The sequence below is a fragment of the Amycolatopsis decaplanina DSM 44594 genome, assembly GCF_000342005.1.
Taxonomy (GTDB): Bacteria; Actinomycetota; Actinomycetes; order Mycobacteriales; family Pseudonocardiaceae; genus Amycolatopsis; species Amycolatopsis decaplanina.
The window spans coordinates 92,774-117,074 of record NZ_AOHO01000055.1 but is presented as its reverse complement, the minus strand read 5'-3'; the positions used below and the strand labels follow the sequence as shown (position 1 = coordinate 117,074).

The 24,301-nt window shown below is 68.1% G+C and carries 22 protein-coding genes, 1 pseudogene and 1 riboswitch; of the genes and pseudogenes, 19 read left to right on the top strand and 4 right to left on the bottom strand.

Annotated features, from left to right (window positions below; all coding sequences use genetic code 11):
* Nucleotides 1-26: 26 nt before the first annotated feature.
* The 5 genes from H074_RS17730 (at nt 27) to H074_RS17710 (ending at nt 4,587) form a co-directional block, all read left to right on the top strand.
* Nucleotides 27-1,385, top strand: a complete 1,359-nt coding sequence (locus H074_RS17730) for a polysaccharide lyase 6 family protein (protein WP_039922716.1) — start codon at nt 27-29, stop codon at nt 1,383-1,385.
* An 82-nt stretch (nt 1,386-1,467) separates the two neighbouring features.
* The gene (mutM, locus tag H074_RS17725; protein WP_007031414.1) at nt 1,468-2,328 is read left to right on the top strand and encodes a bifunctional DNA-formamidopyrimidine glycosylase/DNA-(apurinic or apyrimidinic site) lyase; all 861 of its coding nucleotides are present in this window, start codon (nt 1,468-1,470) and stop codon (nt 2,326-2,328) included.
* 67 nt (nt 2,329-2,395) lie between these two features.
* The gene (locus tag H074_RS17720) at nt 2,396-2,836 is read left to right on the top strand and encodes a helix-turn-helix domain-containing protein (protein ID WP_007031413.1); all 441 of its coding nucleotides are present in this window, start codon (nt 2,396-2,398) and stop codon (nt 2,834-2,836) included.
* On the top strand, nt 2,837-3,400 hold the full coding sequence (locus H074_RS17715; protein WP_007031412.1) for a hypothetical protein: 564 nt from the start codon (nt 2,837-2,839) through the stop codon (nt 3,398-3,400).
* Nucleotides 3,397-4,587, top strand: coding sequence for an MAB_1171c family putative transporter (locus H074_RS17710; RefSeq protein WP_007031411.1), 1,191 nt, complete (start codon nt 3,397-3,399; stop codon nt 4,585-4,587). The genes H074_RS17715 and H074_RS17710 overlap by 4 nt, the downstream gene beginning before the upstream one ends.
* Nucleotides 4,588-4,617: 30 nt before the next feature.
* Here H074_RS17710 and H074_RS17705 read toward each other — a convergent pair whose 3' ends face one another.
* The 3 genes from H074_RS17705 to H074_RS17695 are packed head-to-tail and all read right to left on the bottom strand — an operon-like array spanning nt 4,618 to nt 6,565.
* Nucleotides 4,618-5,307 (bottom strand): hypothetical protein, encoded by a 690-nt coding sequence (locus H074_RS17705; protein ID WP_007031410.1) that lies wholly within the window; start codon nt 5,305-5,307, stop codon nt 4,618-4,620.
* Nucleotides 5,304-6,191, bottom strand: a complete 888-nt coding sequence (locus H074_RS17700; RefSeq protein WP_007031409.1) for an ABC transporter ATP-binding protein — start codon at nt 6,189-6,191, stop codon at nt 5,304-5,306. The genes H074_RS17705 and H074_RS17700 overlap by 4 nt, the downstream gene beginning before the upstream one ends.
* Nucleotides 6,188-6,565, bottom strand: coding sequence for a GntR family transcriptional regulator (locus H074_RS17695; protein WP_039922817.1), 378 nt, complete (start codon nt 6,563-6,565; stop codon nt 6,188-6,190). The genes H074_RS17700 and H074_RS17695 overlap by 4 nt, the downstream gene beginning before the upstream one ends.
* A 162-nt stretch (nt 6,566-6,727) precedes the next feature.
* Between H074_RS17695 and H074_RS17690 the strand changes: the two genes are divergently transcribed.
* The 3 genes and pseudogenes from H074_RS17690 (at nt 6,728) to aspS (ending at nt 10,232) form a co-directional block, all read left to right on the top strand.
* Nucleotides 6,728-7,051: a PadR family transcriptional regulator gene (locus tag H074_RS17690; protein WP_007031407.1), complete on the top strand. Its 324-nt coding sequence runs from the start codon at nt 6,728-6,730 to the stop codon at nt 7,049-7,051.
* Nucleotides 7,048-8,295, top strand: a pseudogene (locus H074_RS17685) (DUF1700 domain-containing protein). Before H074_RS17690 ends, H074_RS17685 begins: the two are co-directional and overlap by 4 nt.
* Before the next feature lie 683 nt (nt 8,296-8,978).
* Nucleotides 8,979-10,232: an aspartate--tRNA(Asn) ligase gene (gene aspS / locus H074_RS17680; protein ID WP_007031406.1), complete on the top strand. Its 1,254-nt coding sequence runs from the start codon at nt 8,979-8,981 to the stop codon at nt 10,230-10,232.
* 52 nt (nt 10,233-10,284) lie between these two features.
* Here aspS and H074_RS17675 read toward each other — a convergent pair whose 3' ends face one another.
* Nucleotides 10,285-10,809: a YflT domain-containing protein gene (locus H074_RS17675; RefSeq protein ID WP_007031405.1), complete on the bottom strand. Its 525-nt coding sequence runs from the start codon at nt 10,807-10,809 to the stop codon at nt 10,285-10,287.
* Between the two features lie 228 nt (nt 10,810-11,037).
* Between H074_RS17675 and H074_RS17670 the strand changes: the two genes are divergently transcribed.
* From H074_RS17670 to H074_RS17620, 11 genes are all read left to right on the top strand, one after another.
* Nucleotides 11,038-12,402, top strand: a complete 1,365-nt coding sequence (locus H074_RS17670) for a glutamine synthetase family protein (RefSeq protein ID WP_007031404.1) — start codon at nt 11,038-11,040, stop codon at nt 12,400-12,402.
* Nucleotides 12,383-13,096, top strand: a complete 714-nt coding sequence (locus H074_RS17665) for a gamma-glutamyl-gamma-aminobutyrate hydrolase family protein (RefSeq protein WP_007031403.1) — start codon at nt 12,383-12,385, stop codon at nt 13,094-13,096. The genes H074_RS17670 and H074_RS17665 overlap by 20 nt, the downstream gene beginning before the upstream one ends.
* The gene (locus tag H074_RS17660) at nt 13,093-14,457 is read left to right on the top strand and encodes an aldehyde dehydrogenase family protein (protein ID WP_007031402.1); all 1,365 of its coding nucleotides are present in this window, start codon (nt 13,093-13,095) and stop codon (nt 14,455-14,457) included. Before H074_RS17665 ends, H074_RS17660 begins: the two co-directional genes overlap by 4 nt.
* Nucleotides 14,458-15,225, top strand: a complete 768-nt coding sequence (locus H074_RS17655) for a 3-oxoacyl-ACP reductase (protein WP_007031401.1) — start codon at nt 14,458-14,460, stop codon at nt 15,223-15,225. It abuts the gene before it with no gap.
* 227 nt (nt 15,226-15,452) lie between these two features.
* A complete protein-coding gene (locus H074_RS17650) occupies nt 15,453-15,827 on the top strand; it encodes a four-helix bundle copper-binding protein (RefSeq protein ID WP_007031400.1) in 375 nt (124 codons plus the stop codon).
* 212 nt (nt 15,828-16,039) lie between these two features.
* A riboswitch (glycine riboswitch) is annotated at nt 16,040-16,133 on the top strand.
* A 142-nt stretch (nt 16,134-16,275) separates the two neighbouring features.
* On the top strand, nt 16,276-19,107 hold the full coding sequence (gene gcvP / locus H074_RS17645; RefSeq protein ID WP_007031399.1) for an aminomethyl-transferring glycine dehydrogenase: 2,832 nt from the start codon (nt 16,276-16,278) through the stop codon (nt 19,105-19,107).
* Nucleotides 19,108-19,115: 8 nt separating this feature from the next.
* A complete protein-coding gene (gcvT, locus tag H074_RS17640) occupies nt 19,116-20,207 on the top strand; it encodes a glycine cleavage system aminomethyltransferase GcvT (protein WP_007031398.1) in 1,092 nt (363 codons plus the stop codon).
* A 17-nt stretch (nt 20,208-20,224) separates the two neighbouring features.
* On the top strand, nt 20,225-20,602 hold the full coding sequence (gene gcvH / locus H074_RS17635; RefSeq protein WP_007031397.1) for a glycine cleavage system protein GcvH: 378 nt from the start codon (nt 20,225-20,227) through the stop codon (nt 20,600-20,602).
* Between the two features lie 8 nt (nt 20,603-20,610).
* The gene (locus H074_RS17630; RefSeq protein WP_007031396.1) at nt 20,611-21,894 is read left to right on the top strand and encodes a serine hydroxymethyltransferase; all 1,284 of its coding nucleotides are present in this window, start codon (nt 20,611-20,613) and stop codon (nt 21,892-21,894) included.
* A complete protein-coding gene (gene lipA, locus H074_RS17625; RefSeq protein ID WP_007031395.1) occupies nt 21,891-22,892 on the top strand; it encodes a lipoyl synthase in 1,002 nt (333 codons plus the stop codon). The genes H074_RS17630 and lipA overlap by 4 nt, the downstream gene beginning before the upstream one ends.
* A 16-nt stretch (nt 22,893-22,908) precedes the next feature.
* The gene (locus tag H074_RS17620; RefSeq protein ID WP_007031394.1) at nt 22,909-24,282 is read left to right on the top strand and encodes an L-serine ammonia-lyase; all 1,374 of its coding nucleotides are present in this window, start codon (nt 22,909-22,911) and stop codon (nt 24,280-24,282) included.
* Nucleotides 24,283-24,301 lie beyond the last annotated feature (19 nt).

The window sequence follows — 24,301 nt, the reverse complement described above, 5'->3', positions numbered from 1 at the left end:
CAGGTCGCCTGTCGAGAGGTCGGCGGATGCGTCATTTCTGCCTTGTCACAGCAACGGTTTTGGCGTTGGTGACAGGTCCTGCCACTGCTTCGGGTGCCCAGGTCGTCCGGGTGACGTCGTTGAGCGCGTTGCAGTCCGCGATCGACAAGGCCGGTCCCGGCGACGAAATCCGGCTGGCCGACGGAAGCTACTCGGCGGGCTCGGCCATCGCGATCAAACGGTCGGGAACGGCGAACGCGCCGATCACGATCACCGCGGAACACGTCGGCAAGGCCGAGATCAAGGGATCGACGGGGTTCTCGTTCTCCTCCGGGGCCTCGCATGTCGTGCTGCGCGGGTTCAAACTCCGGCACGGTGGTTCGCTGAGCGTGCCGGTGGGCGGCACGCACAACCGGCTGACCCGGCTCGACGTCCAGCTCACCGGCGGCGGCAACTGGGTCACGCTCAACGGGGACGACACCGAGTTCGACCACAACGTGCTGCAGAACCGCACCACCCAGGGTGTCTTCCTCCAGGTGCTCGGCCCGGCGAAGGACATGGCGAAGCGGGTCAAGGTGCACCACAACTACTTCTCGAACCACGGGTTCACCGGTTCGAACGGCGGCGAGTCGATCCGGTTCGGGCTGAGCCACCACCAGAAGTATTCGGCGGGCGGCGTCGTCGAGTACAACCTGTTCGAGAAGGCCGACGGGGATTCCGAGGCGATCTCCGTGAAGTCGTCGGACAACGTCATCCGGTACAACACGATCCGCGACAGCCGCGGCTTCATCGTGCTGCGCCACGGGGATCGCAGCGTGGTGGAGGGGAACATCCTGCTGGGCAGGTCCGGGATCCGCTTCCACGGCAACGATCACAAGATCGTCAACAACTACGTGCACACCACGGCGAACCGCGGGATCGTGTTCGGCTCGGGCAACGAGGCGGACAGCGGGCCGGACAGCAAACTCCACGACCGGCCCGACCGGGTCGTGGTCGCGTACAACACCGTCGTGGGGACCACCGACGCGATCCACGGCGACGGCGGTGACTTCAAGCCCAAGGACTGCGTGCTCGCGAACAACATCCTGCAGGGGACGGGAAAGCTCGTGAGCATGCCGGGCGGTTCGGACGTGAAGTACGAGGGGAACATCGCTTGGGGCGGACCCGCGGGAATGCCGTCCGGTGGCTACAAAGCCGTCGATCCGAAGCTGGTTCAGGACGGGTTGTACCGGCTGTCCTCCGGAAGCCCGGCGGTCGACGCCGGTGTCGGCTCCTACCCGTACGCGGGAACCGACTTCGATCTGCAGACGCGGTCCGGGAAGTACGACGTCGGGGCCGACGAACTGCTGCCGGGCGGGGCGCGGAAAGCCTTGACGAAGGCGGATGTCGGGCCGCTCGCGCCCTGAGCACCTCGTGAGTGGTGAGGACGGTTAGAACCGTCCTCACCACTCACGAGGGCGTCCGCCGTCCAGTGGGAGAATCGACGTCATGCCCGAACTCCCCGAGGTCGAGGTGGTCCGTGCCGGGCTCGAGGCGCATGTCTCCGGCCGGACGATCACCGAGGTCGAAGTTCTCCACGCCCGCGCGATCCGCCGCCACGAACTCGGCGCCGAGGACTTCAGCGGACGGCTCTCCGGTGTCAAGATCACCGCCGCCCGCCGCCGCGGTAAGTACCTGTGGCTGGAGCTTTCCGACGGTCAGGCCATGCTCGCGCATCTCGGCATGAGCGGTCAGATGCTCGTCCAGCCCGACGACGCGCCCGACGAGAAGCACCTTCGCGTGCGGTTCCGCTTCGCAGACAACGGACCGGAGCTGCGCTTCGTCGACCAGCGGACCTTCGGCGGGCTCGCGCTCGCGGAACTCACCGAGGTCGACGGGACGGCGTTGCCGGGCACCATCGCGCATATCGCCCGCGACCCGATGGACCCGCGGTTCGACCTCGACCAGGCCGTCCGCGCGCTGCGGTCGAGGCGGACCGAGATCAAACGCGCCCTGCTCGACCAGACCCTCGTCTCCGGTATCGGCAACATCTACGCCGACGAAGCCCTCTGGCGGTCCAAGCTCCACTGGGCCCGCCCGACCGACAGGCTCACCGCGGCCCACGGCCGCACCGTGCTCACCGCCGCCAGCGAGGTGATGGCCGAGGCGCTGGTCGCCGGCGGGACCTCGTTCGACGCGCTTTACGTCAACATCAACGGCCAGTCCGGGTACTTCGACCGCTCGCTCGACGCCTACGGTCAGGAAGGACTGCCCTGCGGCAGGTGCGGGACGGCCATCCGGCGCGACCCGTTCATGAACCGTTCGTCGTTCTCCTGCCCGCGCTGTCAGCCGAAGCCGCGCGCGAGGTGAAAACTGTCGTGTACGACGCGGGCGTCGCGTCAACTAGCATGAACGGGCACGACATGTAGGGAGTGGGATGGTGGCCGCGACCGAGCCCGGTAAGACGACGCTCGCCGAGAAGATCGACAAGCTGTTCCAGATCGTGCTGAGACCCGATCGCGAGCCGTACAGCCATGAAGAGGTCGCCAAGGCCTGCCGTGAGGCCACCGGCGAAAGCTTCTCGACGACGTACCTGTGGCAGTTGCGCACCGGTCGTCGCGACAATCCGACGAAACGCCACCTCGAGGCGCTCGCCCAGTTCTTCGGCGTCTCGCCCGCATACTTCTTCGACGACGAGCAGAGCGCCAAGATCGCCGAGGAACTCGCGCTCCTCGGTGCCCTCCGCGACGCCGGTGTCCGCGACGTCGCGCTGCGGGCCGTAACGCTTTCCCCCGACGGACTCGACACCATCAGCGACATGATCGACGCGATCGCCCGCAGGGAATCCGGACGGGGCGGACCGAAGAAGGAGGCGTGAGTGGACCGCCGCCATAAGGAGTTGTGGCGCCGCTGCCGGAGTCTCGCCGACGGCGTCACCCTTCCCGAACCCTTCGACGCCGAGGCCTTCACCGCCGGACTGGCCGCCGAACGCGGCCGCCCGATCGAATTGATGCAGGTCAGCGTTCCCTCCAGCGGCCCGTGCGGGCTGCTGATGAGCACTGAGCGCGCGGATTACATCCTCTATCCGACCAACACCACCGCCCTGCACCGGCGGCACATCCTGCTGCACGAGGTCGGCCACCTGTTGTGTGGTCACGTCGGTTCCGACGCGGGCGCCGACGGGATCGCGCTCGACGCCGCCGCCAGCAAGACCCTCATGCCGAACCTGGCACCCGAACTGGTCCGCCGGGTCCTCGGCCGCACGAGTTACAGCGCCGTCGAGGAGCAAGAGGCCGAACTGCTCGCCAGTCTCCTCGCGCAGCGCGTCGCGCGGACAGCGGTGCGCGGCGCTGCGCGTCTCGACGAGAGCGGGAGCGACCTCGCCGGCGGGATGGCCAGGGTCGACAATCTCTTCGGCAGCCGGAAACGGCGCCTGCCGTGACCGAAACCATCGCGTACTTCTGCTGCGTGGTGGCTTTCGCGGGTTTCGGATACAAGCTGATCCAGGCCCGGCACACCCAGCCGCTACGGCGGATGTGGTTTCTCAGCGCCTTCGGGATGTGCATCGCGGGCGGCATCATGCTGCTCACCCCGGCGATCGAGAACGCAGTCGGCGTCGAAGAACCCATCGGCAGTCTGCTGAACCTCGCGGCCGACCTGCTCAAGATCGGCGCGATGGCCTTCGCGGTCGCGTTCGCGCATTCGCTGAAACTGGGGGAGGGCAAGCGGATCGGGTGGCACACGCTGCTGTCCTGGATCGTCGTGGCCGCCGAGATCGCGCTCTTCCTCCTCTCCGACAGCCACCGCGTCGGCGAGCACACCGCCGCCGGGCCGGGCAGGCTCGGCTGGTTCGTCGCCTACAACGTTGTTTTCCTCTTCTACGGTCTGATCAGCCTGCTGACCTTCTCGATCGTCTTCGCCCGCTTCGCGCGCCATGCCGATCCTGGCCCGCTTCGCACCGGGCTGTGGCTGCTCGTCGGTGGCGGGGTGTCCGCGCTGGGCTGGACCTTCTGGGACGTCGATGACATCTACATCCTCGCCACCACCGGTGAGGTGAACGCCGGTGAGGACACGTTCTCGGCGATCTTGGCGGCGTTGAGCGTCGGGCTCGCCGGGGCGGGCGCGACGCTCAGCGTGTGGGGGCCCGCGCTGGCCACCCCGTTCCGCCTGATCGGCACGTACCGGACGTACCGCCGGATCGAACCGTTGTGGACCGCGCTGCGCGAAGCCGTCCCGGGAATCGCGCTGGACCCGGGTCCCGGTATGCCGGGCGGTGTCGAATTCGCCCTGTACCGAAGGGTCATCGAGATCCGGGACGGCCATCTCGCGCTGCGGCCCTACTTCGATCCGGACGTCCCGCCGGTCGCGGAAGCCGAAGCACGCAAGGCGAAGATCCCCGAAGCCCGCGTCCCCGCGACGATCGAGGCCGCGGCTTTGGCCGCCGCGCTCGTCGCCTCCGAGGCGGGCCGCCGGTACGCCCCCGACGACGTTCCGGCGGCCTACCTCGACGAGCCGGACATCGCCACCGAAGCGGCGTGGCTGGTGGAGGTCACGCGGGCCTGGCGGCGGTCCATCGTGGTCGGTCGCATCCGAGACCGGGCCCGGGAATCCCTTGCGGTCCAGGCATAGCCGACACGAACTCCTCGGTGCGCAAGGACTTCAGACCGTGACGCGGCGCATCGTGGCGAACCCGCCGGCGCCGGCGATGGCCACCAGCACCGCGAGCACCCCGGTCAGTCCGCCGACGGTCAGCGTGCTGAAGAACGTGCCGAGCTTCGACCACGAGTCGGTCCAGCTGAGCAGCAGCACCACACCCAGCAGCACCAGGACCTGCGCGGCGGCGAACAGGACCACGCCCACCACCGATGCGCGCCGGTAGATCAGGCCGTACCACATGCCGTAGAGGAACATCAGCGTCAGGGACACGAACGCCGTGAGCAGGGTCAGGTACCAGGGGCCGTCGAGCAGCCACGGCACCCGGAAGTAGTGGAGGCCGAGCCCCCATCCGCCGGTCGCGTCTTCGATCGCCTGGAACACGGCGATCCCCACCGCGTACACCGCGGACAGCCCGGCGACCAGCAGGACCGTCCCCAGGTAGTACGACCGCCTCGACAAGCCGAGCGCGAGCCCGAACGGCAGCGACTTCGTCATGCTCAATGCGCCGCAGACGAGCATGAACACGAACAGCGTGAACAGGCCGCCGGAGTAGTTGTCGGCCGGTTTTCCGGGAATCAGCGAGAAAATGGCGAGGTTCACCCCGAAGGCGAAGAGCGTGACGCCGACCGGGAGGACCAGGTACTGAAGCCGGTCCACCAGGTGGTAACGCACGACTTTGACCAGAGTGTTCATGCGGACGCCTCCTCTGCGGTCTGTCCGTTGGAGGTGTGCACCATCAACTGCTGCAAGGAAAGCGGTTCGAGTTTCAGGTGCAGTGCCTGAGCCCGCGCCTTCGCGGCGGCGTCGAGCGCGTCGGCGACGGTGACCGAAGCCCGCGAACCGATCTTGCGGCGGTGCAGCACCCGGCGGCCGGCGACGAAGTCGTCCACCGCGAGGGCGGGACCGCTGACCGTGGCGGCCGAGCCGCGCAGGTCGTCGGCGGGCGCGTCGAGGACGACGCGGCCCTTGTCGATCATCACGACGTGCTCCAGCAGATCGGCCACCTCGTCGATCAGGTGTGTGGAGAGCAGGACCGTGCGTGGATGCGTCGAATAGTCGTCGAGCAACCGGTCGTAGAACAGTTGCCGCGCGACCGCGTCGAGGCCCGCGTACGGTTCGTCGAGCAGCGTGAGCTCCGCTCGTGCCGCCAGTCCGATCGTGATCGACAGCGCCGAGCGCATCCCTCGTGAGAGTTTCTTGATCGGCCGCTTCGTCGGCAGGTCGAAGTCGCGGAGCAGCGTGTCGGCCAGTTCCGCGTCCCAGTTCGGGTAGAACCACGACGCCGCCGAAAGAGCGTGCCGCACCTTGAAGTCCGGGAACTGCTGGTCCTCGCGGACGAGCACCAGGCGCCGCAGCACCCGCTCGTTCTCGACCGGGCTTTCGCCGAACACGCGGACCGAGCCCGTGCTGGCGAACTCCTGCGCGGTGACGATGCGCAGGAAGGTGCTCTTGCCCGCGCCGTTGCGGCCCAGCAGGCCGGTGATCTTGCCTTCTTCGATGTCGACCGAGACATCGCCGAGCGCGAGATGGTCGCCGTAGCGCCGGGTCAGGCCGGTGGTCGAAATGGTCGGCGTCATGCGGCGGGTCCTCCGTTCCGGTGTCCGTTCCCGCGGATGAGCGAGATCAAGGTTTCGTCGTCGATGCCGAGGCGCCTCGCTTCGATGAGCATCGGGTCGAGGTACTGCTCGGCGAACCGTTGCCGCCGGTCGGTGAGCAGCTTCTGCCGCGCTCCGGTGGCGACGAACATGCCGATACCGCGTCGTTTCTCGAGCAGTCCTTCGTCGGCGAGCACGTTGATCCCCTTGGCCGCCGTCGCCGGATTGATCCGGTAGAAGGCGGCGAGTTCGTTGGTTGACGGCACGCGTTCCCCCTCGGCCAGGCTTCCCTCGGCGATGTCGTCGGCGATCTGTTCGGCGATCTGCGCGAACAGTGGTGTTCCTTCGTCGAGCACGACACCTCCGTCCCAGTCTCCGAGCACCTTCGTGGGTGCTGTGGTTCATTACTGGACTAAGTAACCCATGAACCACATGCTCGACGCAAGTGGCTTCCGCCGTGCGCACTACTGTGCAATGCGTGGTACCTTCTGTTGCGTAAGACTGGGAGGGACGCGACTGTGGAGATCAGTCAGCTACTTAAAGGCGTGCTGGACCTCGCCGTTCTCGCGGTGCTTCGCGGAGAGGACGGCTATGGCTACGACGTGCTCCGAAGACTCCGTGTCGCGGGGTTGCAGGAAGTGGGCGACGCTTCGGTGTACGGGACGCTTCGGCGGCTGTACAAGGCAGGCCTGCTGACGTCCTATGTGGTGCCGAGCGAGGAAGGCCCGCACCGCAAGTACTACAGCCTCAACGAGCCGGGGCGCCGACGCCTCGAAGAGTCGGGGCAGACCTGGCGGACTTTCGCCACGACAATGAACAGCCTGTTGGGAGAGGCAGCATGAGCACGCAGAATCCGACCGCCGTGCGGACGTATCTGGCGAGGGTCAGGAGCGCGCTCGCCGACCTTCCCGAGAGCGAAGTCGAGGAGATCCTCGAAGACGTCCGGCCCCATCTCGCCGAGATGGAAGCCGAATTGGGGGACAATCCCAAGGTCGACGCCTTGATCGAGCGTTTGGGCAGCCCCGAGAGTTACGCCGCCGAACTGCGAGCCTCCGGCGGCTACCCGCCGCGTCCGGCCGAAGCGGGCGACGAAACCACCGTGCTGAAGGTGAAGAGCGGGATCGGCGGAACGTGATTCGCGTTCTGGGGCCTGGTGTTCTCCGTCGGCGGATTCGCGCTGTTCGGCTTCGCGGCCGCGATCTGGGTTCGGGTGGAACCGTTGCTGTGCCTGCTTTTCATCGCACCGGTGCTCGCGATCAGTGTCGCCTACGTGGTGCGCAAGGGCGTCGCCCCGATCGCGGAACTGCCTGAGGTGATCAAGCTCCGCGAGGTCGCGACGTCGTTCCAGGCCAACCGGGAAGGCAAGGGGTTGAAGTACTTCCGCACGCTCAAGCCGGCGTGGTGGGTGCTGTGCGGGGCGGTGCTGGTCGTGTTCGGTCTCCTGCTCGTGGTTCGCGACGCCGAGGCCGTGCTGCTGCTGCCGCTGATGCTGCTGGCGGCCGTCGCGGTGGTCTGGGCTGGGCCGAGGCTGAAGGCCGACCGGCGGCTGCTGTGGCTGGCCGTGCCGATCTCGGCGTTCGTCGTCGGCAGCATGCTCGGCGGTGCGGGCGCGGCGGTCGACCTGATCGCGAAGCGTTCGTACGGCGGAGGTCCCTACAACAGCGGCTACACGCCGAGCTACAACGACAACTACGGCAACCCGCAGTTGATGTACGGCAGTCAGGACGTCGAGAACATCTACGCGTTCGACGCCGAAGGCAAGCCGCTGACCGAGATCTACCTTTACGACGAGAACGGCCGTCCGCTCAGCACGACCCGGTACGCGTGCGAGCGGAGCACGGGCGAGAAGCGGAAGGTCGGCGACGACAACCGCTATCCGCGCCCGCGGCTCGAACGGGGAGTCCAGGACAGCGACGGAAACCTCAACGGCTACAACGGTTCTCGCGGCTATTGTCAGGAAAGGGCCGACGTGCCGTTCAGCGCGGCGATCCCGAAGGGCGCGCCGGTGCCGCCTTCCTCCTCGGCCGTGCCGCCGCCGTCGTCTTCCGTGGCGCCGCCGTCGAACTCCACCAAGCCGACGAGCTAGGTGGTCCGGGTGGAGGCGGACGTCGGGGGCCGCCTCCACCCGCCTCGTGAGTGGTGAGGACGGTTCTGGCGGACCGGTATTTGCTCACCTACTGGACCTGACCCCGTCTTGGTGCCGCAGTTGTGTCGGCCGTCGGGTTTGAGTTGCACAGGCTTGATCAACGGAGGATTCGGGACGTTGAGTGTCTCGGATCTTCTGTTGATCATGGTCCGGGACGGGGGTCACCTCGCGTTGATGAAGGAATCGGGACGTTGAGTGTCCTAATTCCTTCATCAACGGTCTCGGTACCCGCTGGGATCGTCGTCCTCGTGCAGGTCAGCAGCAGGTAGGCGAATACCGGTCCGTTCCAACCGTCCTCACCACTCACGAGGCAAATACGGATGCGCACTCCCGATTCGGGCCGTACCCTCCGGGACAACGCGCTGACGGAGACGAGTAGCCAAGGGAGCACGCGAGCCCAGAGAGCCGCCGGTAGCTGGGAAGGCGGCCTCGCGCCCTTCGGTGAAGACCCTCCCGAGTGCGGGGAGGAACGGCGTCCGCGCCCCATGCCCCGCCGTCCGGCCCTCGTCACGGGCCTTCGAGGCCGCCGCTCGTCGTGGGCGGCGGTGAAAGTGCGGTGGTACCGCGAGTTCCCTTCTCGCCCGCACTCCCAAGGGGTCGCGCATATCCGTACAGGAGTTGTGATGATCTCGCGTGTCCTCGCCGCCGACCTGCCCCGGCACGTCGGCGGCCGTGTTCGCATCGCCGGCTGGGTGCACCGCCGGCGCCGCCTGAAAACCGTCACCTTCCTGGTGATCCGGGACCGTTCCGGACTCGCCCAGGCGGTCCTCGCCGAACCTGGTGGCCCACCGGAAGAAACCGTCATCGAGGTCGAAGGGCTCGTCACCGCGAACCCCCAGGCACCGGGCGGCCTGGAACTCACCGAGCCGTCGGTCGGGCTGCTATCCGAACCCGCAGAACCGCCGCCGTTCGACCTCTACCGGCCGTCGGTGCGGGCCGCGTTGCCCACGGTGCTGGACAACGCCGCCGTCGCGTTGCGGCATCCGCGGCCGAAGGAGGTCTTCACGATCGCGGCGGCGAGCGTCGCCGGGTTCCGGTCGGCGCTCGACGGTCTCGGATTCACCGAAACCCATACCCCCAAGATCGTCTCGTCGGCCACGGAGTCCGGCGCGAACGTCTTCGGCATCGACTACTTCGGTCAGCGGGCTTTCCTGGCGCAGTCGCCGCAGTTCTACAAACAGGCGCTGGTCGGGGTTTTCGAGCGGGTCTACGAGGTCGGACCGGTCTTCCGCGCAGAACCGCACGACACCGCGCGGCATCTCGCGCAGTACACCAGCCTCGACGCCGAGCTCGGTTTCATCGATGGCCACCACGACGTGATGACGGTGCTGCGGGAGACGATCGCGGGGATGGCCGCCGCTGTTCCGGAGGCGGGAGTCGAGGTGCCCGAGGAGATTCCGATGATCCACTTCGCGGAGGCCCAAGAGCTGATCGCGCGGCTGTCGGGCGAAGACCCGCGCGGCGAGCCCGACCTCGCGCCCGCGCACGAGCGGCTGCTTTCGGACTGGGCGCTGCGCGAACACGGATCGGAATTCCTGTTCGTCACGGGGTATCCGATGGTGAAGCGGCCGTTCTACACGCATCCGGACCCGGAGCGGCCCGGGTACTCCAACAGTTTCGACCTGCTCTTCCGCGGGCTGGAACTGGTGACCGGGGGCCAGCGGCTGCACCGGCACGCGGACTACCTCGCCGCGCTGGCGGCACGGGGTGAGTCCGCCGGGCCGTATCGGGACTATCTGGCGGTTTTCGCGCACGGGATGCCGCCGCACGGCGGGTTCGCGCTCGGTCTCGAACGCTGGACCGCCCGGCTGCTCGGACTGCCCAACGTCCGACAGGCGACGCTCTTCCCGCGAGACCTGCACCGCCTGACCCCGTGAACGGCGCGAGCCGGCACCTCGCTAAGAGGTGCCGGCTCGCGGGGGATCCGGCTCAGTGGTTGAACGCACTCCTGGCGGCCAGATCGGCCAGCAGGGCGCGGCCCTTCTCGGCGTTGCGCGGCTGGGCCAGGACGTCGTAACGCCGGGCGACCAGCTGGCTCTGCGAGATGAACCCGCGCTTGTTCTTCGAGGCCGCGTATCCCAGCGCGCCGAACAGCAGGTTGAACCCGATACCGCCGACCAGGCCGACGACGATCGGCACCAGTCCGGCGCCCGGGTTCAGTAGGCTCAGCACGAGGCCGAGGAACATACCGAACATCGCGCCGGAAAGCGCCGAGCTGGTCAGCACCTTGCTCCAGCCCATCCGCCCGGCGATCCGCTCCACCAGGATCGGTTCGACACCGACGATGGTGACGTCCGTGATCGGGAAGTCCGTTCCCGCGAGGTGGTCGACGGCACGCTGCGCTTCGGAGTACGACTCGTACGAGCCGATCGGCCACCCACTGGGCATCGTCGGGAGCTGAGCCCGTCCCTGGGGCTCGGTGAACGTGGTCTGCTGCGTGAATGCCTGTGTCATTCCTTCTCACCTCTCTTGATCCGTACAACGTCCCGGATGCGCGGATCTCCTCCCGATGCGGCGGGATTCACAGCATCTTCTCAGCCGGGCATCACAGACAATCCGCCCAGGGATCAACTACGGTGATCAATGGGTAGCAAACCAGACCATTGAATGAGTTGACGGTGTCGGGTCGACCCGGTAGGAAGAAGCCGTAAAGGTACCGCATCGAACCTTTAGGTGAGGCTGATGGCGAACAGGCGCGGGATGCTCACACTGGATCGGCTCCGGGAACTGGTCGAGGACGGCACCGTCGACACGGTGCTCGTGGCGATCACCGACATGCAGGGCAGGCTGCAGGGCAAGCGCTGTGCCGCCGAGTACTTCCTCAACGAGGTCGTCGAGCACGCCACCGAAGCGTGCAACTACCTGCTCGCGGTCGACGTGGACATGAACACCGTCGACGGCTACGCGATGTCTTCCTGGGAGACCGGCTACGGCGACTTCGTCATGCGCCCGGACTTCGACACACTGCGCCTGCTCCCGTGGCAGGAGGGCACCGCGCTCGTCCTCGCCGACCTCGAACGGGTGCAGGGCGGCGCCGTGGCCCCGTCGCCGCGCCAGATCCTGCGCGGCCAGCTCGACAGGCTCGCCGCGCGCGGGCTCGCCGCCTACGTCGGCACCGAACTGGAGTTCATCGTCTTCGACGACACCTTCGAGTCGGCCTGGGACAAGCGGTACCAGGACCTTCGCCCGGCCAACCAGTACAACGTCGACTACTCGATGCTCGGCACCGCCCGGATCGAGCCGCTGCTGCGCCGCATCCGCAACGACATGGGCGGGGCGGGACTGTACGTCGAGTCGGCCAAGGGCGAGTGCAATCCCGGCCAGCACGAGATCGCGTTCCGTTACGCCGACGCGCTGACCACCTGCGACAACCACAGCGTCTACAAGACCGGGTCCAAGGAGATCGCCGCGCAGGAGGGCAAGAGCCTCACGTTCATGGCGAAGTACAACGAACGCGAGGGCAACTCGTGTCACATCCACATCAGCCTGCGCTCCGCCGCGGGTGAGCCCGTCCTGGCGGGCGACGGTCCCGGCGGGTTCTCGCCGCTGATGGAGCACTTCCTCGCCGGCCAGCTCGCCGGACTGCGCGAGCTGACCTACTTCTTCGCGCCGAACATCAACTCCTACAAGCGTTTCGTTCCCGGAAGCTTCGCGCCGACGGCTGTCGCGTGGGGCACCGACAACCGCACGTGCGCGCTCCGCGTCGTCGGGCACGGGGACTCGCTGCGTACCGAGAACCGCGTCCCCGGCGGCGACGTGAACCCGTACCTCGCGGTGGCCGCGCTGATCGCGGCGGGGTTGCACGGCATCGAGAACGAGCTGGAGCTGGAGCCGGAGTTCCACGGCAACGCCTACGGTTCCGGCAAGCCGACCGTGCCGACGACCTTGCGAGAGTCCGCGGCGCTGCTGGAGTGGAGCGAACTCGCCAGGTCCGCGTTCGGGGACGAGGTCATCGACCACTACCTGAACGCGGCGAAGGTCGAACTCGCCGCGTACGACGCCGCCGTCACCGACTGGGAGAGGATCCGTGGCTTCGAACGGCTCTGAACCCCTGATCGGGCTCACCTCCTACCTCGAGCCCGCGAAGTTCCTGGTGTGGGAGACCGAAGCCGCACTGCTGCACCGGGTCTACGTCGACGGGATCGTCGCGGCGGGCGGGATCCCGGTCCTGCTGCCGCCGGTGAGCGCGGCACACGATCGGCTGATGTCCGCCGTGGACGGTCTCGTGCTGGTCGGCGGCGCCGACGTCGACCCCGCGCGCTACGGCCAGGAGCGGCACGCGACGACGTACACGAGGCCGAACCGGGACGCGTTCGAGTTCGGCCTGCTGCGGTCCGCGATGGACAGTGGCAAACCGGTGCTCGGCGTGTGCCGGGGGCTGCAGGTGCTCAGCGTCGCGCTGGGCGGCACGCTCGCGCAGCACCTGCCGGACACTTTGGACACCGAGGATCACCAGCCCGCGCCCGCGACCTTCGGCACCACTACGGTGTCCCTTGCCGAGGGCAGCCGGGTCGCGTCGATCCTCGGCGCCGAGACCAAGGTGTCGTGTTACCACCATCAGGCGATCGACAGGCTCGGCGACGGGCTGGTCCCGGTCGGCTGGGCCGCCGACGGGACCATCGAGGCGGCCGAACTTCCCGGCGACGGGTTCGTCCTCGGCGTCCAATGGCATCCCGAACAGAATCCCGACGACATCAGGCTTTTCGAGGCGCTGGTGGAAGCCGCTAAGGAGCGCACATGACCACGTTCGAGGTGATCAACCCCGCCACCGAGGAGGTGGTGAGGTCGGTCGAGCTGACCTCGGCCGAGGAGACCGACGCGGCGATCGCCCGTGCGCAGGCCGCGTTCCCCGCCTGGCGCGCCGTGGCCCCCGGCGACCGGGCGCGGCTGCTACGCCGGTTCGCCGACGCCGTCGACGCCGACATCGAGAACCTCGCCCGGCTGGAGGTCGTCAACGCCGGCCACACGATCGGCAACGCGCGCTGGGAAGCGGGCAACGTCCGCGATGTGCTGACGTACTACTCGGCGTCGCCCGAACGGTTGAGCGGCAGGCAGATCCCGGTGCCCGGTGGCGTGAACATGACGTTCCACGAGCCGCTCGGCGTGGTCGGGGTGATCGTGCCGTGGAACTTCCCGATGCCCATCGCGGGCTGGGGATTCGCGCCCGCGCTCGCCGCAGGGAACACCGTCGTGCTCAAACCCGCCGAACTCACCCCGCTGACCGCGATCCGCCTCGGCGAACTCGCCCGCGAGGCGGGGATCCCCGAAGACGTCTTCCAGGTGCTTCCCGGCAAGGGTTCCGTGGTGGGACAGCGCTTCGTGGACCACCCGGCGGTGCGGAAGGTGGTGTTCACCGGCTCGACCGAGGTCGGCAAGCGGATCATGGCGGGTTGCGCCGCGCGGGTGAAGCGGGTGACCCTGGAGCTCGGCGGCAAGAACGCGAACATCGTCTTCGCCGACGCCGACCTGGAAAAGGCCGCGGCCACCGCGCCGTACGGCGTCTTCGACAACGCCGGGCAGGACTGCTGCGCGCGGTCGCTGATCCTGGTGCAGTGGAGCGCGTACGAGAAGTTCATGGAGCTGCTGGAACCCGCGGTGAACGGCGTCGTCGTGGGGGATCCGCGGCTGGAAGTGACCGAGATGGGGCCGCTGATCTCGGCGGGACATCACGCGAAGGTCTCGTCCTATGTGGACGCCTCCGCGCCGGTCGCCTTCCGGGGCAACGCGCCCGCCGGCCCTGGCTACTGGTTCGCGCCGACCGTCGTCACCCCGCCGGACCTGCGGCATCCGCTGGCGTCGGACGAGATCTTCGGCCCGGTCGTCGCCGTGGTCCCGTTCGCGGAGGAGGCGGACGCGGTGACCATGGCCAACCACACCGAATACGGGCTGTCCGGCTCGATCTGGACCCGCGACGTCGGCCGCGCCTTCCGCGTCGCGCGTGGCGTCGAAGCCGGGAACCTTTCGGTCAACTCGCATTCGTCCGTCCGGTACTGGACGCCGTTCGGCGGGTTCAAGCAGTCGGGGCTGGGCCGTGAACTCGGCCCGGACGCCGTCGACGCCTTCACCGAGACCAAAAATGTATTCATCAGCACGGAGGAATAGATGGTTCAGCGTTTCGAGGGCCGCGTCGCGGTCATCACCGGCGGCAGCAGCGGAATCGGCCTCGCCACCGCACGGCGGCTGGCGAGCGAAGGCGCGAAAGTCGTCATCGGCGACATCTCCGCCGAGACGGGCAAAGCAGCGGCAGACGAGGTCGGCGGTCTGTTCGTGCAGGCCGACGTCACCGACGCCGACCAGGTCGAGGCCCTCTTCCAGACCACTGTGGACACCTTCGGCTCGGTCGACGTCGCGTTCAACAACGCCGGCATCTCCCCACCCGAGGACGACTCGATCCTCACCACGGGCATCGACGCGTGGGAGAAGGTGCAGAAGGTCAACCTGACCTCGGTGTACCTGTGCTGCAAGGCGGTACTGCCGCATATGCAGCGGCAGGGCAAGGGCTCGATCATCAACACGGCGTCTTTCGTCGCGGTCATGGGCGCGGCGACGTCGCAGATCTCCTACACCGCGTCCAAGGGCGGGGTGCTGGCGATGAGCCGTGAACTGGGCGTGCAGTTCGCGCGGGAGAACATCCGGGTGAACGCGCTGTGCCCGGGTCCGGTGAACACCCCGCTGCTGAAGGAACTGTTCGCGAAGGACCCCGAGCGCGCCGCGCGGCGGCTGGTGCACGTGCCGGTCGGGCGGTTCGCGGAACCGGAGGAGATCGCGGCCGCGGTCGCGTTCCTGGCGAGCGACGACGCGTCGTTCATCACGGCTTCGCAGTTCCTTGTGGACGGTGGGATCTCGGGCGCCTACGTCACCCCCCTCTGACCCCCCTTGCGCATTTAATCCTCTACTTGCGCCAGTGTCCTCGGTCGCGCTGTCCGTGAAGGCCTCCTTGAGGGACCCAGAGTCCCTCAAGGAGGCCTTCACGGACTTGCCCGGGTAGCGCGTCACTCGTCCCGGTGGCCGGGATGGCGGCCCGCTGACCTGCGCTGTAGTCCTGAGACGCGGAGCCGGACGGTTCCGCGATCAGAGAAGCGCGGGAGGCCCGAAGAATGACCCGGCAGATGAGCACCGCCATGCGCGACTGCATCGACCTGTGCAACGAGTGTCACGTCAGGTGCGAGGAGATGATGACGCGCTGCATGGAGGTCGGCGGCGCCAAACTCGGCATGATGATGGTGACCTGCGCGGACATGTCCCGCATGTGCGCCGACATGATGATGCGCTGTTCGGCCATGATCGCCGACCTCGAGATGATGCGCATGTGCGCGAAGATGTGCGGTCTGGCCTCCCAGATGATGCGCATGTGCGCCCAGGAGTGCGCCCGGACCGGCGACCCCGAGCTGGCCGAAGCCGCCGACATGATGACCCGCTGCGCCGAGCTCTGCGGCACCATCACCGCCGAGATGATGATGGAGAACGCGTAACTCGCGTGATCAGGCCCGTAACTCGCGTGATCAGAGCCGTGACTCACGAGTTCCGGCTTCCATCACGCGAGTTCCGGCTCTGATCACGCGAGTTCCGTCTCGCCGGGCACGTCGAGTGTCGGGGCGAACGGGGAAAGTGACGTGCCCGGCCGGAAGTAGACGGGCGCTGAACACGCCAGGTACGGTGTGCGCACAACTACAGACAGGGCCGTCGAGCTGGAGCGGGAGAGCCCCCATGAATGTGGTGGGGCACCGAAGGAGCAAACTCCCCGGAATCTCTCAGGTATCCACTACCGCTTCACGCGAGGCCACTCTGGAAAGCAGGCGCGCAAGTGCGCCTCACCCAAGGTGAAAGCCACCCTCAGCGGTGGTGAAACTCTCAGGTGCCATGACAGAGGGGGAGTTCCCAGCGCACCGGTCTATCCGGCGCCTGACCCAAGGAGCTCCCTTGACCAGTACGTCCTTCGACGACCGGCACATCGGCCCCTCGGAGTCCGAGCAGGCCAAGATGCTCGCCGAGGTCGGCTATGGCAGTCTCGATGCCCTGGTGCAGGCCGCGGTGCCGTCCGCGATCCGGGTCACCCGTGACCTCGAACTCCCGCCCGCCGCGTCCGAAGAGGACGCCATCGCCGAGCTTCGCGCGCTCGCCGCGCTCAACAAGCCGATGACGCAGATGATCGGCCTCGGTTTCCACGACACCGTCACCCCGGCGGTCATCCGCCGCAACGTGCTGGAGAACCCGGCCTGGTACACGGCGTACACGCCGTATCAGCCGGAGATCTCGCAGGGCCGTCTCGAAGCCCTCCTCAACTTCCAGACCATGGTCTCCGAGCTGGCCGGTCTCGCCACCGCGAACGCTTCCCTGCTCGACGAGTCCACGGCCGTCGCTGAGGCCGTCATGCTGATGCGCCGCGCGTCCAAGGCGAAGTCGAACAAGGTCGTCCTCGACGCCGAGTGCCTGCCGCAGACCATCGCCGTCGTCCGCACCCGCGCCGAGGCGATGGGCGTCGAGGTCGAGGTCCGTGACCTGCTCACCGGCCTGCCGGAGGAGTTCTTCGGTGTCGCCGTCCAGTACCCGGGTGCCTCCGGCGTGCTGCGCGGCGCGGGCTTCTACTCCGCCATCTCCGAGACCGCGAAGGCCGCCGGCGCGCTGTACACCGTCGCCGCCGACCTGCTCGCCCTCACGCTGGTCACCGCGCCGGGTGAGTTCGGCGCGGACATCGCCGCCGGGTCGACCCAGCGCTTCGGCGTCCCGCTCGGCTACGGCGGACCGCACGCCGGGTACATGGCCGTCCGCGCCGGGCTCGAGCGTTCGCTGCCGGGCCGCCTCGTCGGTGTCTCGGTCGACGCCGACGGCAACCCCGCCTACCGTCTCGCGCTGCAGACCCGTGAGCAGCACATCCGCCGCGAGAAGGCGACCTCCAACATCTGCACCGCGCAGGTCCTGCCCGCCGTGCTCGCCGCGATGTACGCGGTCTACCACGGTCCGGACGGCCTCAAGCGCATCGCGACCCGTGTCCACGAACTCGCCGCCGGTCTCGCCGACGCCCTTCGCAAGGGCGGCGTCGAGGTCGTCCACGAGGGCTTCTTCGACACCGTCCTCGCCCGTATGCCCGGCCAGGCCGAAGCGGTCGTCGCCGTGGCCCGCGAGAACGGCATCAACCTCGGTCCGGTCGACGCCGACCACGTCCGCATCGCCGTCGACGAGGTCACCACGCCCGCGATCATCGCCAAGGTGCTGAACGCCTTCGGCATCGACGCCACGGTCGCCGAAGCCCGCGCGGTGCCCACCGGTCTCGACCGCGAGAGCGAGTACCTCACCCACGAGGTCTTCCACTCCCACCGCTCCGAGACCGCGATGCTGCGCTACCTGCGCGGTCTGTCCGATCTGGACTACGCGCTCGACCGCGGCATGATCCCGCTCGGCTCCTGCACGATGAAGCTCAACGCCACCACCGAGATGGAGCCGATCAGCTGGCGCGAGTTCGCGGGCATCCACCCGTTCGCCCCCGCTGACCAGGCCGAGGGCTACCACGTGCTGGTCGAGCAGTTGTCGGGCTGGCTGGCCGAGGTCACCGGCTACGACAAGGTGTCGCTGCAGCCGAACGCGGGCAGCCAGGGCGAGCTCGCCGGCCTGCTGGCGATCCGCGCCTACCACCACGCCAATGGTCAGCAGGAGCGCGAGGTCTGCCTGATCCCGTCGTCCGCGCACGGCACGAACGCCGCCTCCGCGGTCATGGCCGGGATGCGTGTCGTCGTGGTCAAGTGCACCGACGAGGGCAACGTCGACCTCGAAGACCTCCGCGCCAAGGTGGACGCGAACCGCGACACGCTCTCGGCGATCATGGTCACGTACCCGTCCACCCACGGCGTGTACGAGAACGGCATCGACGAGCTGGCCAAGATCGTCCACGACGCGGGTGGCCAGGTCTACGTCGACGGCGCGAACCTCAACGCGCTGCTGGGTCTCGCCAAGCCGGGTGAGTTCGGCGGCGACGTCTCGCACCTGAACCTGCACAAGACCTTCTGCATCCCGCACGGTGGCGGCGGTCCCGGCGTCGGCCCGGTCGCGGTCCGCGCGCACCTCGCGGCGTACCTGCCGAACCACCCGCTGCTGGAGAAGGCCGGTCCCGAGACCGGCGTCGGCCCGATCAGCGCCGCCCCGTACGGCTCGGCCTCGATCCTGCCGATCTCGTGGGCGTACGTCCGCATGATGGGCGCCGGTGGTCTCACCGCCGCGACGCAGGTCGCCGTTCTCGCCGCGAACTACGTGGCCAAGCGCCTCAACCAGCACTACCCGGTGCTCTACACCGGCCAGGACGGCCTGGTCGCGCACGAGTGCATCCTCGACCTGCGTGGTCTCACCAAGGAGACCGGTGTCAGCGTCGACGACGTCGCGAAGCGCCTGATCGACTACGGCTTCCACGCCCCGACCATGTCGTTCCCGGTCGCGGGCACGCTGATGGTCGAGCCGACCGAGTCCGAGGACCTTGGCGAGATCGATCGCTTCATCGAAGCGATGATCGCCATCCGCGCGGAGATCGACGCCGTCGCGCAGGGCCGCTGGGCCGCGGACGACAGCCCGCTGCGCAACGCCCCGCACACCGCCGAGACCCTGGTCGGCGACTGGGACCTGCCGTACGACCGCGAACTGGCGGTGTACCCCGCCGGGGTGAACCGCAAGTCCAAGTACTGGCCCCCGGTGCGCCGCATCGACGGTGCGCGCGGGGACCGTAACCTCGTCTGCTCCTGCCCGCCGCTCAACGCCTACGAGAACTGAGGCACTTGATGTCGAAAGAGACGTCCCTGCACGGAGTCCACAAAGGACTGGGTGCGCTGTTCACCGACTTCGCGGGCTGGTCGATGCCGATCCGCTATTCCAGCGAACTGGCGGAGCACAAGGCGGTCCGCGAGGCCGCGGGCCTGTTCGACCTGTCGCATATGGCCGAGATCGAGGTGACCGGCAGGCAATCCGCCGAGACCCTCGACTTCGCGCTGGTCGGCAACCTGTCCGGGGTCAAACCGGGCCGGGCGCGCTACACGATGATCTGCGACGAGAACGGCGGCGTGCTGGACGACCTGGTCGTCTACCGTCTCGCCGACGAGAAGTTCCTGGTCGTGGCCAACGCGGGCAACGCCACCGTGGTCGCGGAGGCGCTGGCCGAGCGGGTCTCCGGCTTCGACGCGGTCGTCGAGAACAAGTCCGAGGACGTCGCGCTGATCGCCGTCCAGGGCCCGAAGGCCGTCGAGATCCTCGGCGCGGTCACCGACGCCGACCTGGGCGCGCTCAAGTACTACGCGAGCGTCCCGGCCGTCGTGAAGGGGCACGACGTCCTGCTCGCCCGCACCGGGTACACCGGCGAGGACGGCTTCGAGCTCTACGTCCCGGCCGGTGAGGCGCCCGCCGTCTGGCGCATCCTCTCCGAAGCGGGCGAACCGCACGGCCTGCTCCCGGCAGGCCTCGCCTGCCGCGACACGCTGCGTCTCGAAGCCGGGATGCCGTTGTACGGCAACGAACTCAGCCTTCAGCTGAGCCCGTTCGAAGCCGGTCTGGGCCGGGTCGTCAAGTTCGAAAAGCCGGGTGACTTCGTCGGCAAGGCCGCGCTCGAAGAGCTGGCCAAGAAGGACGTTCCCCGGGTCCGCGTCGGGCTCAAGGGCTCCGGCCGCCGCGCCCCGCGCCACGGCTACACCGTCCTGTCCGGCGAGACCGAGATCGGCGAGGTCACCAGTGGTGCCCTGTCGCCGACCCTGGGCTACCCGATCGCCATGGCCTACGTGGACCGGGAGCACTCCGAGCCCGGCACCGAGCTTTCCGTCGACATCCGGGGCCGTATCGAGCCCGTCGAGGTCGTCGCCCTGCCCTTCTACTCCCGCGCCTGAAAGGCCCTTGAACCACCATGAGCATCCCCCAGGACCTGAAGTACACGAAGGAACACGAGTGGCTGAACGTCGCCGACGGCGTCGCCACCGTGGGCATCACCGCCTTCGCCGCCGAATCGCTCGGTGACATCGTGTTCGTCCAGCTTCCCGCGGTCGGCGACACCGTCACCGCGGGCGAGGTGTTCGGCGAGGTCGAGTCGACCAAGTCGGTCAGCGAGCTGTACGCACCCGTGGACGGCGAGGTCGTCGAGGTGAACGAGGCCACAACGGACACCCCCGAGCTCATCAACTCGGACCCGTACGCCGAAGGATGGCTCCTGAAGGTGCGTCTGTCCGGCGACGTGCCCACCCTGCTCGACGCCCAGGCTTACGCCGTCCTGACCCAGGAGAACTGAGAACTCACATGGTGAACGCTGCTGTGTTCAATTCAAGCCTGTCCGACGTGGACCCCGAGGTCGCCACCGCCGTCGCGGCCGAACTCGACCGGCAGCAGTCGACCCTGGAGATGATCGCCTCGGAGAACTTCGCCCCGGTGGGCGTGCTCGAGGCGCAGGGTTCGGTGCTGACCAACAAGTACGCCGAGGGCTACCCCGGCCGCCGCTACTACGGCGGTTGCGAGCACGTCGACGTCATCGAGCAGCTGGCGATCGACCGCGCGAAGGCCCTGTTCGGCGCCGAGCACGCCAACGTCCAGCCGCACTCGGGCGCGCAGGCCAACGCCGCCGCCATGGTCGCGGTGCTCAACCCCGGCGACACCATCCTCGGTCTCGACCTCGCCCACGGCGGGCACCTGACCCACGGGATGAAGATCAACTTCTCCGGCAAGCTCTACAACGTCGTCGCCTACCACGTCGACAAGGAGACCGGGATCGTCGACGTCGAGGAGATCGAGCGCCTCGCCAAGGAGCACAAGCCGAAGCTGATCATCGCCGGCTGGTCGGCGTACCCGCGTCAGCTCGACTTCGCCGAGTTCCGCCGCATCGCCGACGAGGTCGGCGCGAAGGTCATGGTCGACATGGCGCACTTCGCCGGTCTGGTCGCGGCCGGGCTGCACCCGAGCCCGGTGCCGTACGCCGACATCGTCACCACGACCACGCACAAGACCCTCGGCGGCCCGCGCGGCGGCATCATCCTGTGCCGTCAGGAACTCGCCAAGAAGATCAACTCGGCGGTGTTCCCCGGCCAGCAGGGTGGTCCGCTGGAGCACGTCATCGCCGCCAAGGCCGTCGCGCTCAAGATCGCCGCGAGCGACGAGTTCCGCGAGCGCCAGCAGCGCGTGCTCGAAGGCGCGAAGATCCTGGCCGACCGTCTTTCGCGCACGGACTGCGCCGAAGCGGGCGTACGCGTGCTGACCGGCGGCACCGACGTGCACCTGGTGCTCGTCGATCTGGTCAACTCCACTTTGGACGGGCAGCAGGCCGAGGACCGGCTGCACTCGGTCGGTATCACGGTCAACCGCAACGCCGTCCCGTTCGACCCGCGCCCGCCGATGGTCACCTCCGGCCTGCGGATCGGCACCCCGGCGCTGGCGACCCGGGGCTTCGGCGCCGAGGACTTCGCCGAGGTCGCCGACATCATCGCCGAGGCGCTGCGCCCGGACTTCGACGAGGCCCTGCGTCAGTCGCTGTCCGCCCGTGTCGAACTCCTGGCGAAGAAGCACCCGCTGTACGCGGACCTCAACCGATGAGCGCGCTCCCCGAGGGGCGCAAACTTCTCCGGCTCGAGGTCCGCAACGCGCAGACCCCGATCGAGAAGAAGCCGTCGTGGATCAAGACGCGCGCGCGGATGGGTCCGGAGTTCACCGAGCTCAAGGGCCTGGTGCGCCGGGAAGGCCTCCACACCGTCTGCGAAGAAGCCGGCTGTCCCAACATCTACGAGTGCTGGGAAGACCGTGAGGCGACGTTCCTGATCGGTGGCGACCAGTGCACGCGCCGATGCGACTTCTGTCAGATCGACACGGGCAAGCCCGCCGAGCTGGACCGGACCGAGCCGCGCAAGGTCGCTGAGAGCGTCCAGGCGATGGGCCTGCGCTACTCGACGGTGACCGGCGTCGCCCGTGACGACCTGGAGGACGGTGGTGCGTGGTTGTACGCGGAGACCGTCCGGCAGATTCACGCGTTGAATCCGGGTACTGGTGTCGAGTTGCTGATCCCGGACTTCAACGCGGATCCGGAGCAGCTGGCGGAGGTGTTCGGTTCGCGGCCGGAGGTGCTGGCGCACAACGTGGAGACGGTGCCGCGGATTTTCAAGCGGATCCGGCCCGGTTTCCGGTACGCGCGGTCGCTGGAGGTCATCTCGAAGGCTCGTGAGGCCGGTCTGGTGACGAAGTCGAACTTGATTCTCGGTATGGGCGAGACGCCGGAGGAGGTGGCTCCGGCGATGAAGGATCTGGTCGACGCGGGCTGCGAGATCCTGACGATCACCCAGTACCTGCGCCCGTCGCCCAGGCACCACCCGGTGGATCGGTGGGTCAAGCCCGAAGAGTTCGTCGAGCATTCGAAGGCCGCCGAAGCGATGGGTTTCGCTGGTGTGATGGCCGGGCCGCTCGTACGCTCGTCGTATCGGGCAGGGCGCCTTTTCGCGCAGACGAAGGCTCACCGCGGCGAACCGCTGTCGGAGAACCTGGCCCATCTCGCCGCCGAAGGCCCCGCGGCCCAAGAAGCCAGCTCACTGCTGGCCAGATAGGAAGGAGGGCAGATCAATGGCGATCAGCGTCTTCGACCTGTTTTCGATCGGCATCGGCCCCTCCAGCTCCCACACGGTGGGCCCGATGCGCGCCGCGCTGACCTTTGTGGACGGTCTGGCCGCCGACGGTGACCTCGCCGCCACGACGCGCGTCCAGAGCGAGCTTTTCGGCTCGCTCGGCGCGACCGGGTTCGGGCACGGCAGCGACAAGGCCGTGCTGCTCGGGCTGTCGGGGGAGCGTCCGGAGGAGATCGACACCGGCACGGTGCCCGGCAAGATCGCCGAGATCCGGGAATCGGGCAGGCTCCGGGTTCGAGGCGAGCACGAGATCGTGTTCACCGAGGACACCGACCTGACCATGCACCGGCGGAAGTCGTTGCCGGCGCATCCGAACGGGATGATCTTCCGCGCGTTCGACGCAGACGGGAAGGTGCTGCGCGAGCGCACCTACTACTCCGTCGGCGGTGGGTTCGTGCGGGACGAGTCCTACGAGACCGACACCGTCGTCGTCGAGGACTCGACGAAGCTGGAGTTCCCGTTCCGCACCGGGGCGGATCTGCTGAAGCACTGCGAGGACACCGGGCTGTCCATCAGCGAGGTCATGCTGCGCAACGAACTCGCGTGGCGCACGCGCGAGGAGATCCGCGAAGGGCTGCTGGAGATCTGGCAGGTCATGGCGGAATGCGTGCGCAACGGCTGCGAGCACGAGGGCGTCCTGCCGGGCGGGCTGAAGGTGCCGCGGCGTGCGAAGGCGTTGCACGAGAAGCTGCTCGCCGAGGACGGCGTCGGCGACCCGCTGTACGCGATGGACTGGGTGAGCCTGTACGCGCTGGCGGTCAACGAGGAGAACGCCGCGGGCGGTCGCGTCGTGACCGCGCCGACCAACGGCGCGGCGGGGATCATCCCGGCGGTTCTGCACTACTACCAGCGGTTCATCCGGGGTGCGTCGGACGACGGCATCGTGACGTTCATGCTCACCGCGGGCGCGATCGGCTCGATCCTCAAGCAGACGGGCTCGATCTCGGGTGCCGAGGTCGGTTGCCAGGGCGAGGTCGGCTCGGCCAGTGCCATGGCCGCCGCCGGGCTCACCGAAGTCCTCGGTGGCTCGCCCGCGCAGGTGGAGAACGCCGCCGAGATCGGCGTCGAGCACCACCTGGGGCTGACCTGCGACCCGGTCGGAGGGCTGGTGCAGATCCCGTGCATCGAACGCAACGCCGTCGGCGCGTCGAAGGCGATCCACGCCGCGCGGATGGCGATGCGCGGCGACGGTTCGCACGTCGTGACGCTGGACAAGGCGATCAAGACCATGCGCGAGACCGGCGCCGACATGAGCGTGAAGTACAAGGAGACCGCGCGCGGCGGCCTGGCCGTCAACGTCATCGAGTGCTGACACCCCCCGCAATTCGGCA

What these genes read in the sequence shown, in the direction of transcription:
- H074_RS17730 (WP_039922716.1), top strand. Translation starts at nt 27, where the DNA reads ATGCGTCATTTCTGCCTTGTCACAGCAACGGTTTTGGCGTTGGTGACA.
- mutM (WP_007031414.1), top strand. Translation starts at nt 1,468, where the DNA reads ATGCCCGAACTCCCCGAGGTCGAGGTGGTCCGTGCCGGGCTCGAGGCG.
- H074_RS17720 (WP_007031413.1), top strand. Translation starts at nt 2,396, where the DNA reads ATGGTGGCCGCGACCGAGCCCGGTAAGACGACGCTCGCCGAGAAGATC.
- H074_RS17705 (WP_007031410.1), bottom strand. Translation starts at nt 5,307, where the DNA reads ATGAACACTCTGGTCAAAGTCGTGCGTTACCACCTGGTGGACCGGCTT.
- H074_RS17700 (WP_007031409.1), bottom strand. Translation starts at nt 6,191, where the DNA reads ATGACGCCGACCATTTCGACCACCGGCCTGACCCGGCGCTACGGCGAC.
- aspS (WP_007031406.1), top strand. Translation starts at nt 8,979, where the DNA reads ATGATCTCGCGTGTCCTCGCCGCCGACCTGCCCCGGCACGTCGGCGGC.
- H074_RS17675 (WP_007031405.1), bottom strand. Translation starts at nt 10,809, where the DNA reads ATGACACAGGCATTCACGCAGCAGACCACGTTCACCGAGCCCCAGGGA.
- H074_RS17670 (WP_007031404.1), top strand. Translation starts at nt 11,038, where the DNA reads ATGGCGAACAGGCGCGGGATGCTCACACTGGATCGGCTCCGGGAACTG.
- H074_RS17660 (WP_007031402.1), top strand. Translation starts at nt 13,093, where the DNA reads ATGACCACGTTCGAGGTGATCAACCCCGCCACCGAGGAGGTGGTGAGG.
- H074_RS17655 (WP_007031401.1), top strand. Translation starts at nt 14,458, where the DNA reads ATGGTTCAGCGTTTCGAGGGCCGCGTCGCGGTCATCACCGGCGGCAGC.
- H074_RS17650 (WP_007031400.1), top strand. Translation starts at nt 15,453, where the DNA reads ATGACCCGGCAGATGAGCACCGCCATGCGCGACTGCATCGACCTGTGC.
- gcvT (WP_007031398.1), top strand. Translation starts at nt 19,116, where the DNA reads ATGTCGAAAGAGACGTCCCTGCACGGAGTCCACAAAGGACTGGGTGCG.
- gcvH (WP_007031397.1), top strand. Translation starts at nt 20,225, where the DNA reads ATGAGCATCCCCCAGGACCTGAAGTACACGAAGGAACACGAGTGGCTG.
- H074_RS17630 (WP_007031396.1), top strand. Translation starts at nt 20,611, where the DNA reads ATGGTGAACGCTGCTGTGTTCAATTCAAGCCTGTCCGACGTGGACCCC.
- lipA (WP_007031395.1), top strand. Translation starts at nt 21,891, where the DNA reads ATGAGCGCGCTCCCCGAGGGGCGCAAACTTCTCCGGCTCGAGGTCCGC.
- H074_RS17620 (WP_007031394.1), top strand. Translation starts at nt 22,909, where the DNA reads ATGGCGATCAGCGTCTTCGACCTGTTTTCGATCGGCATCGGCCCCTCC.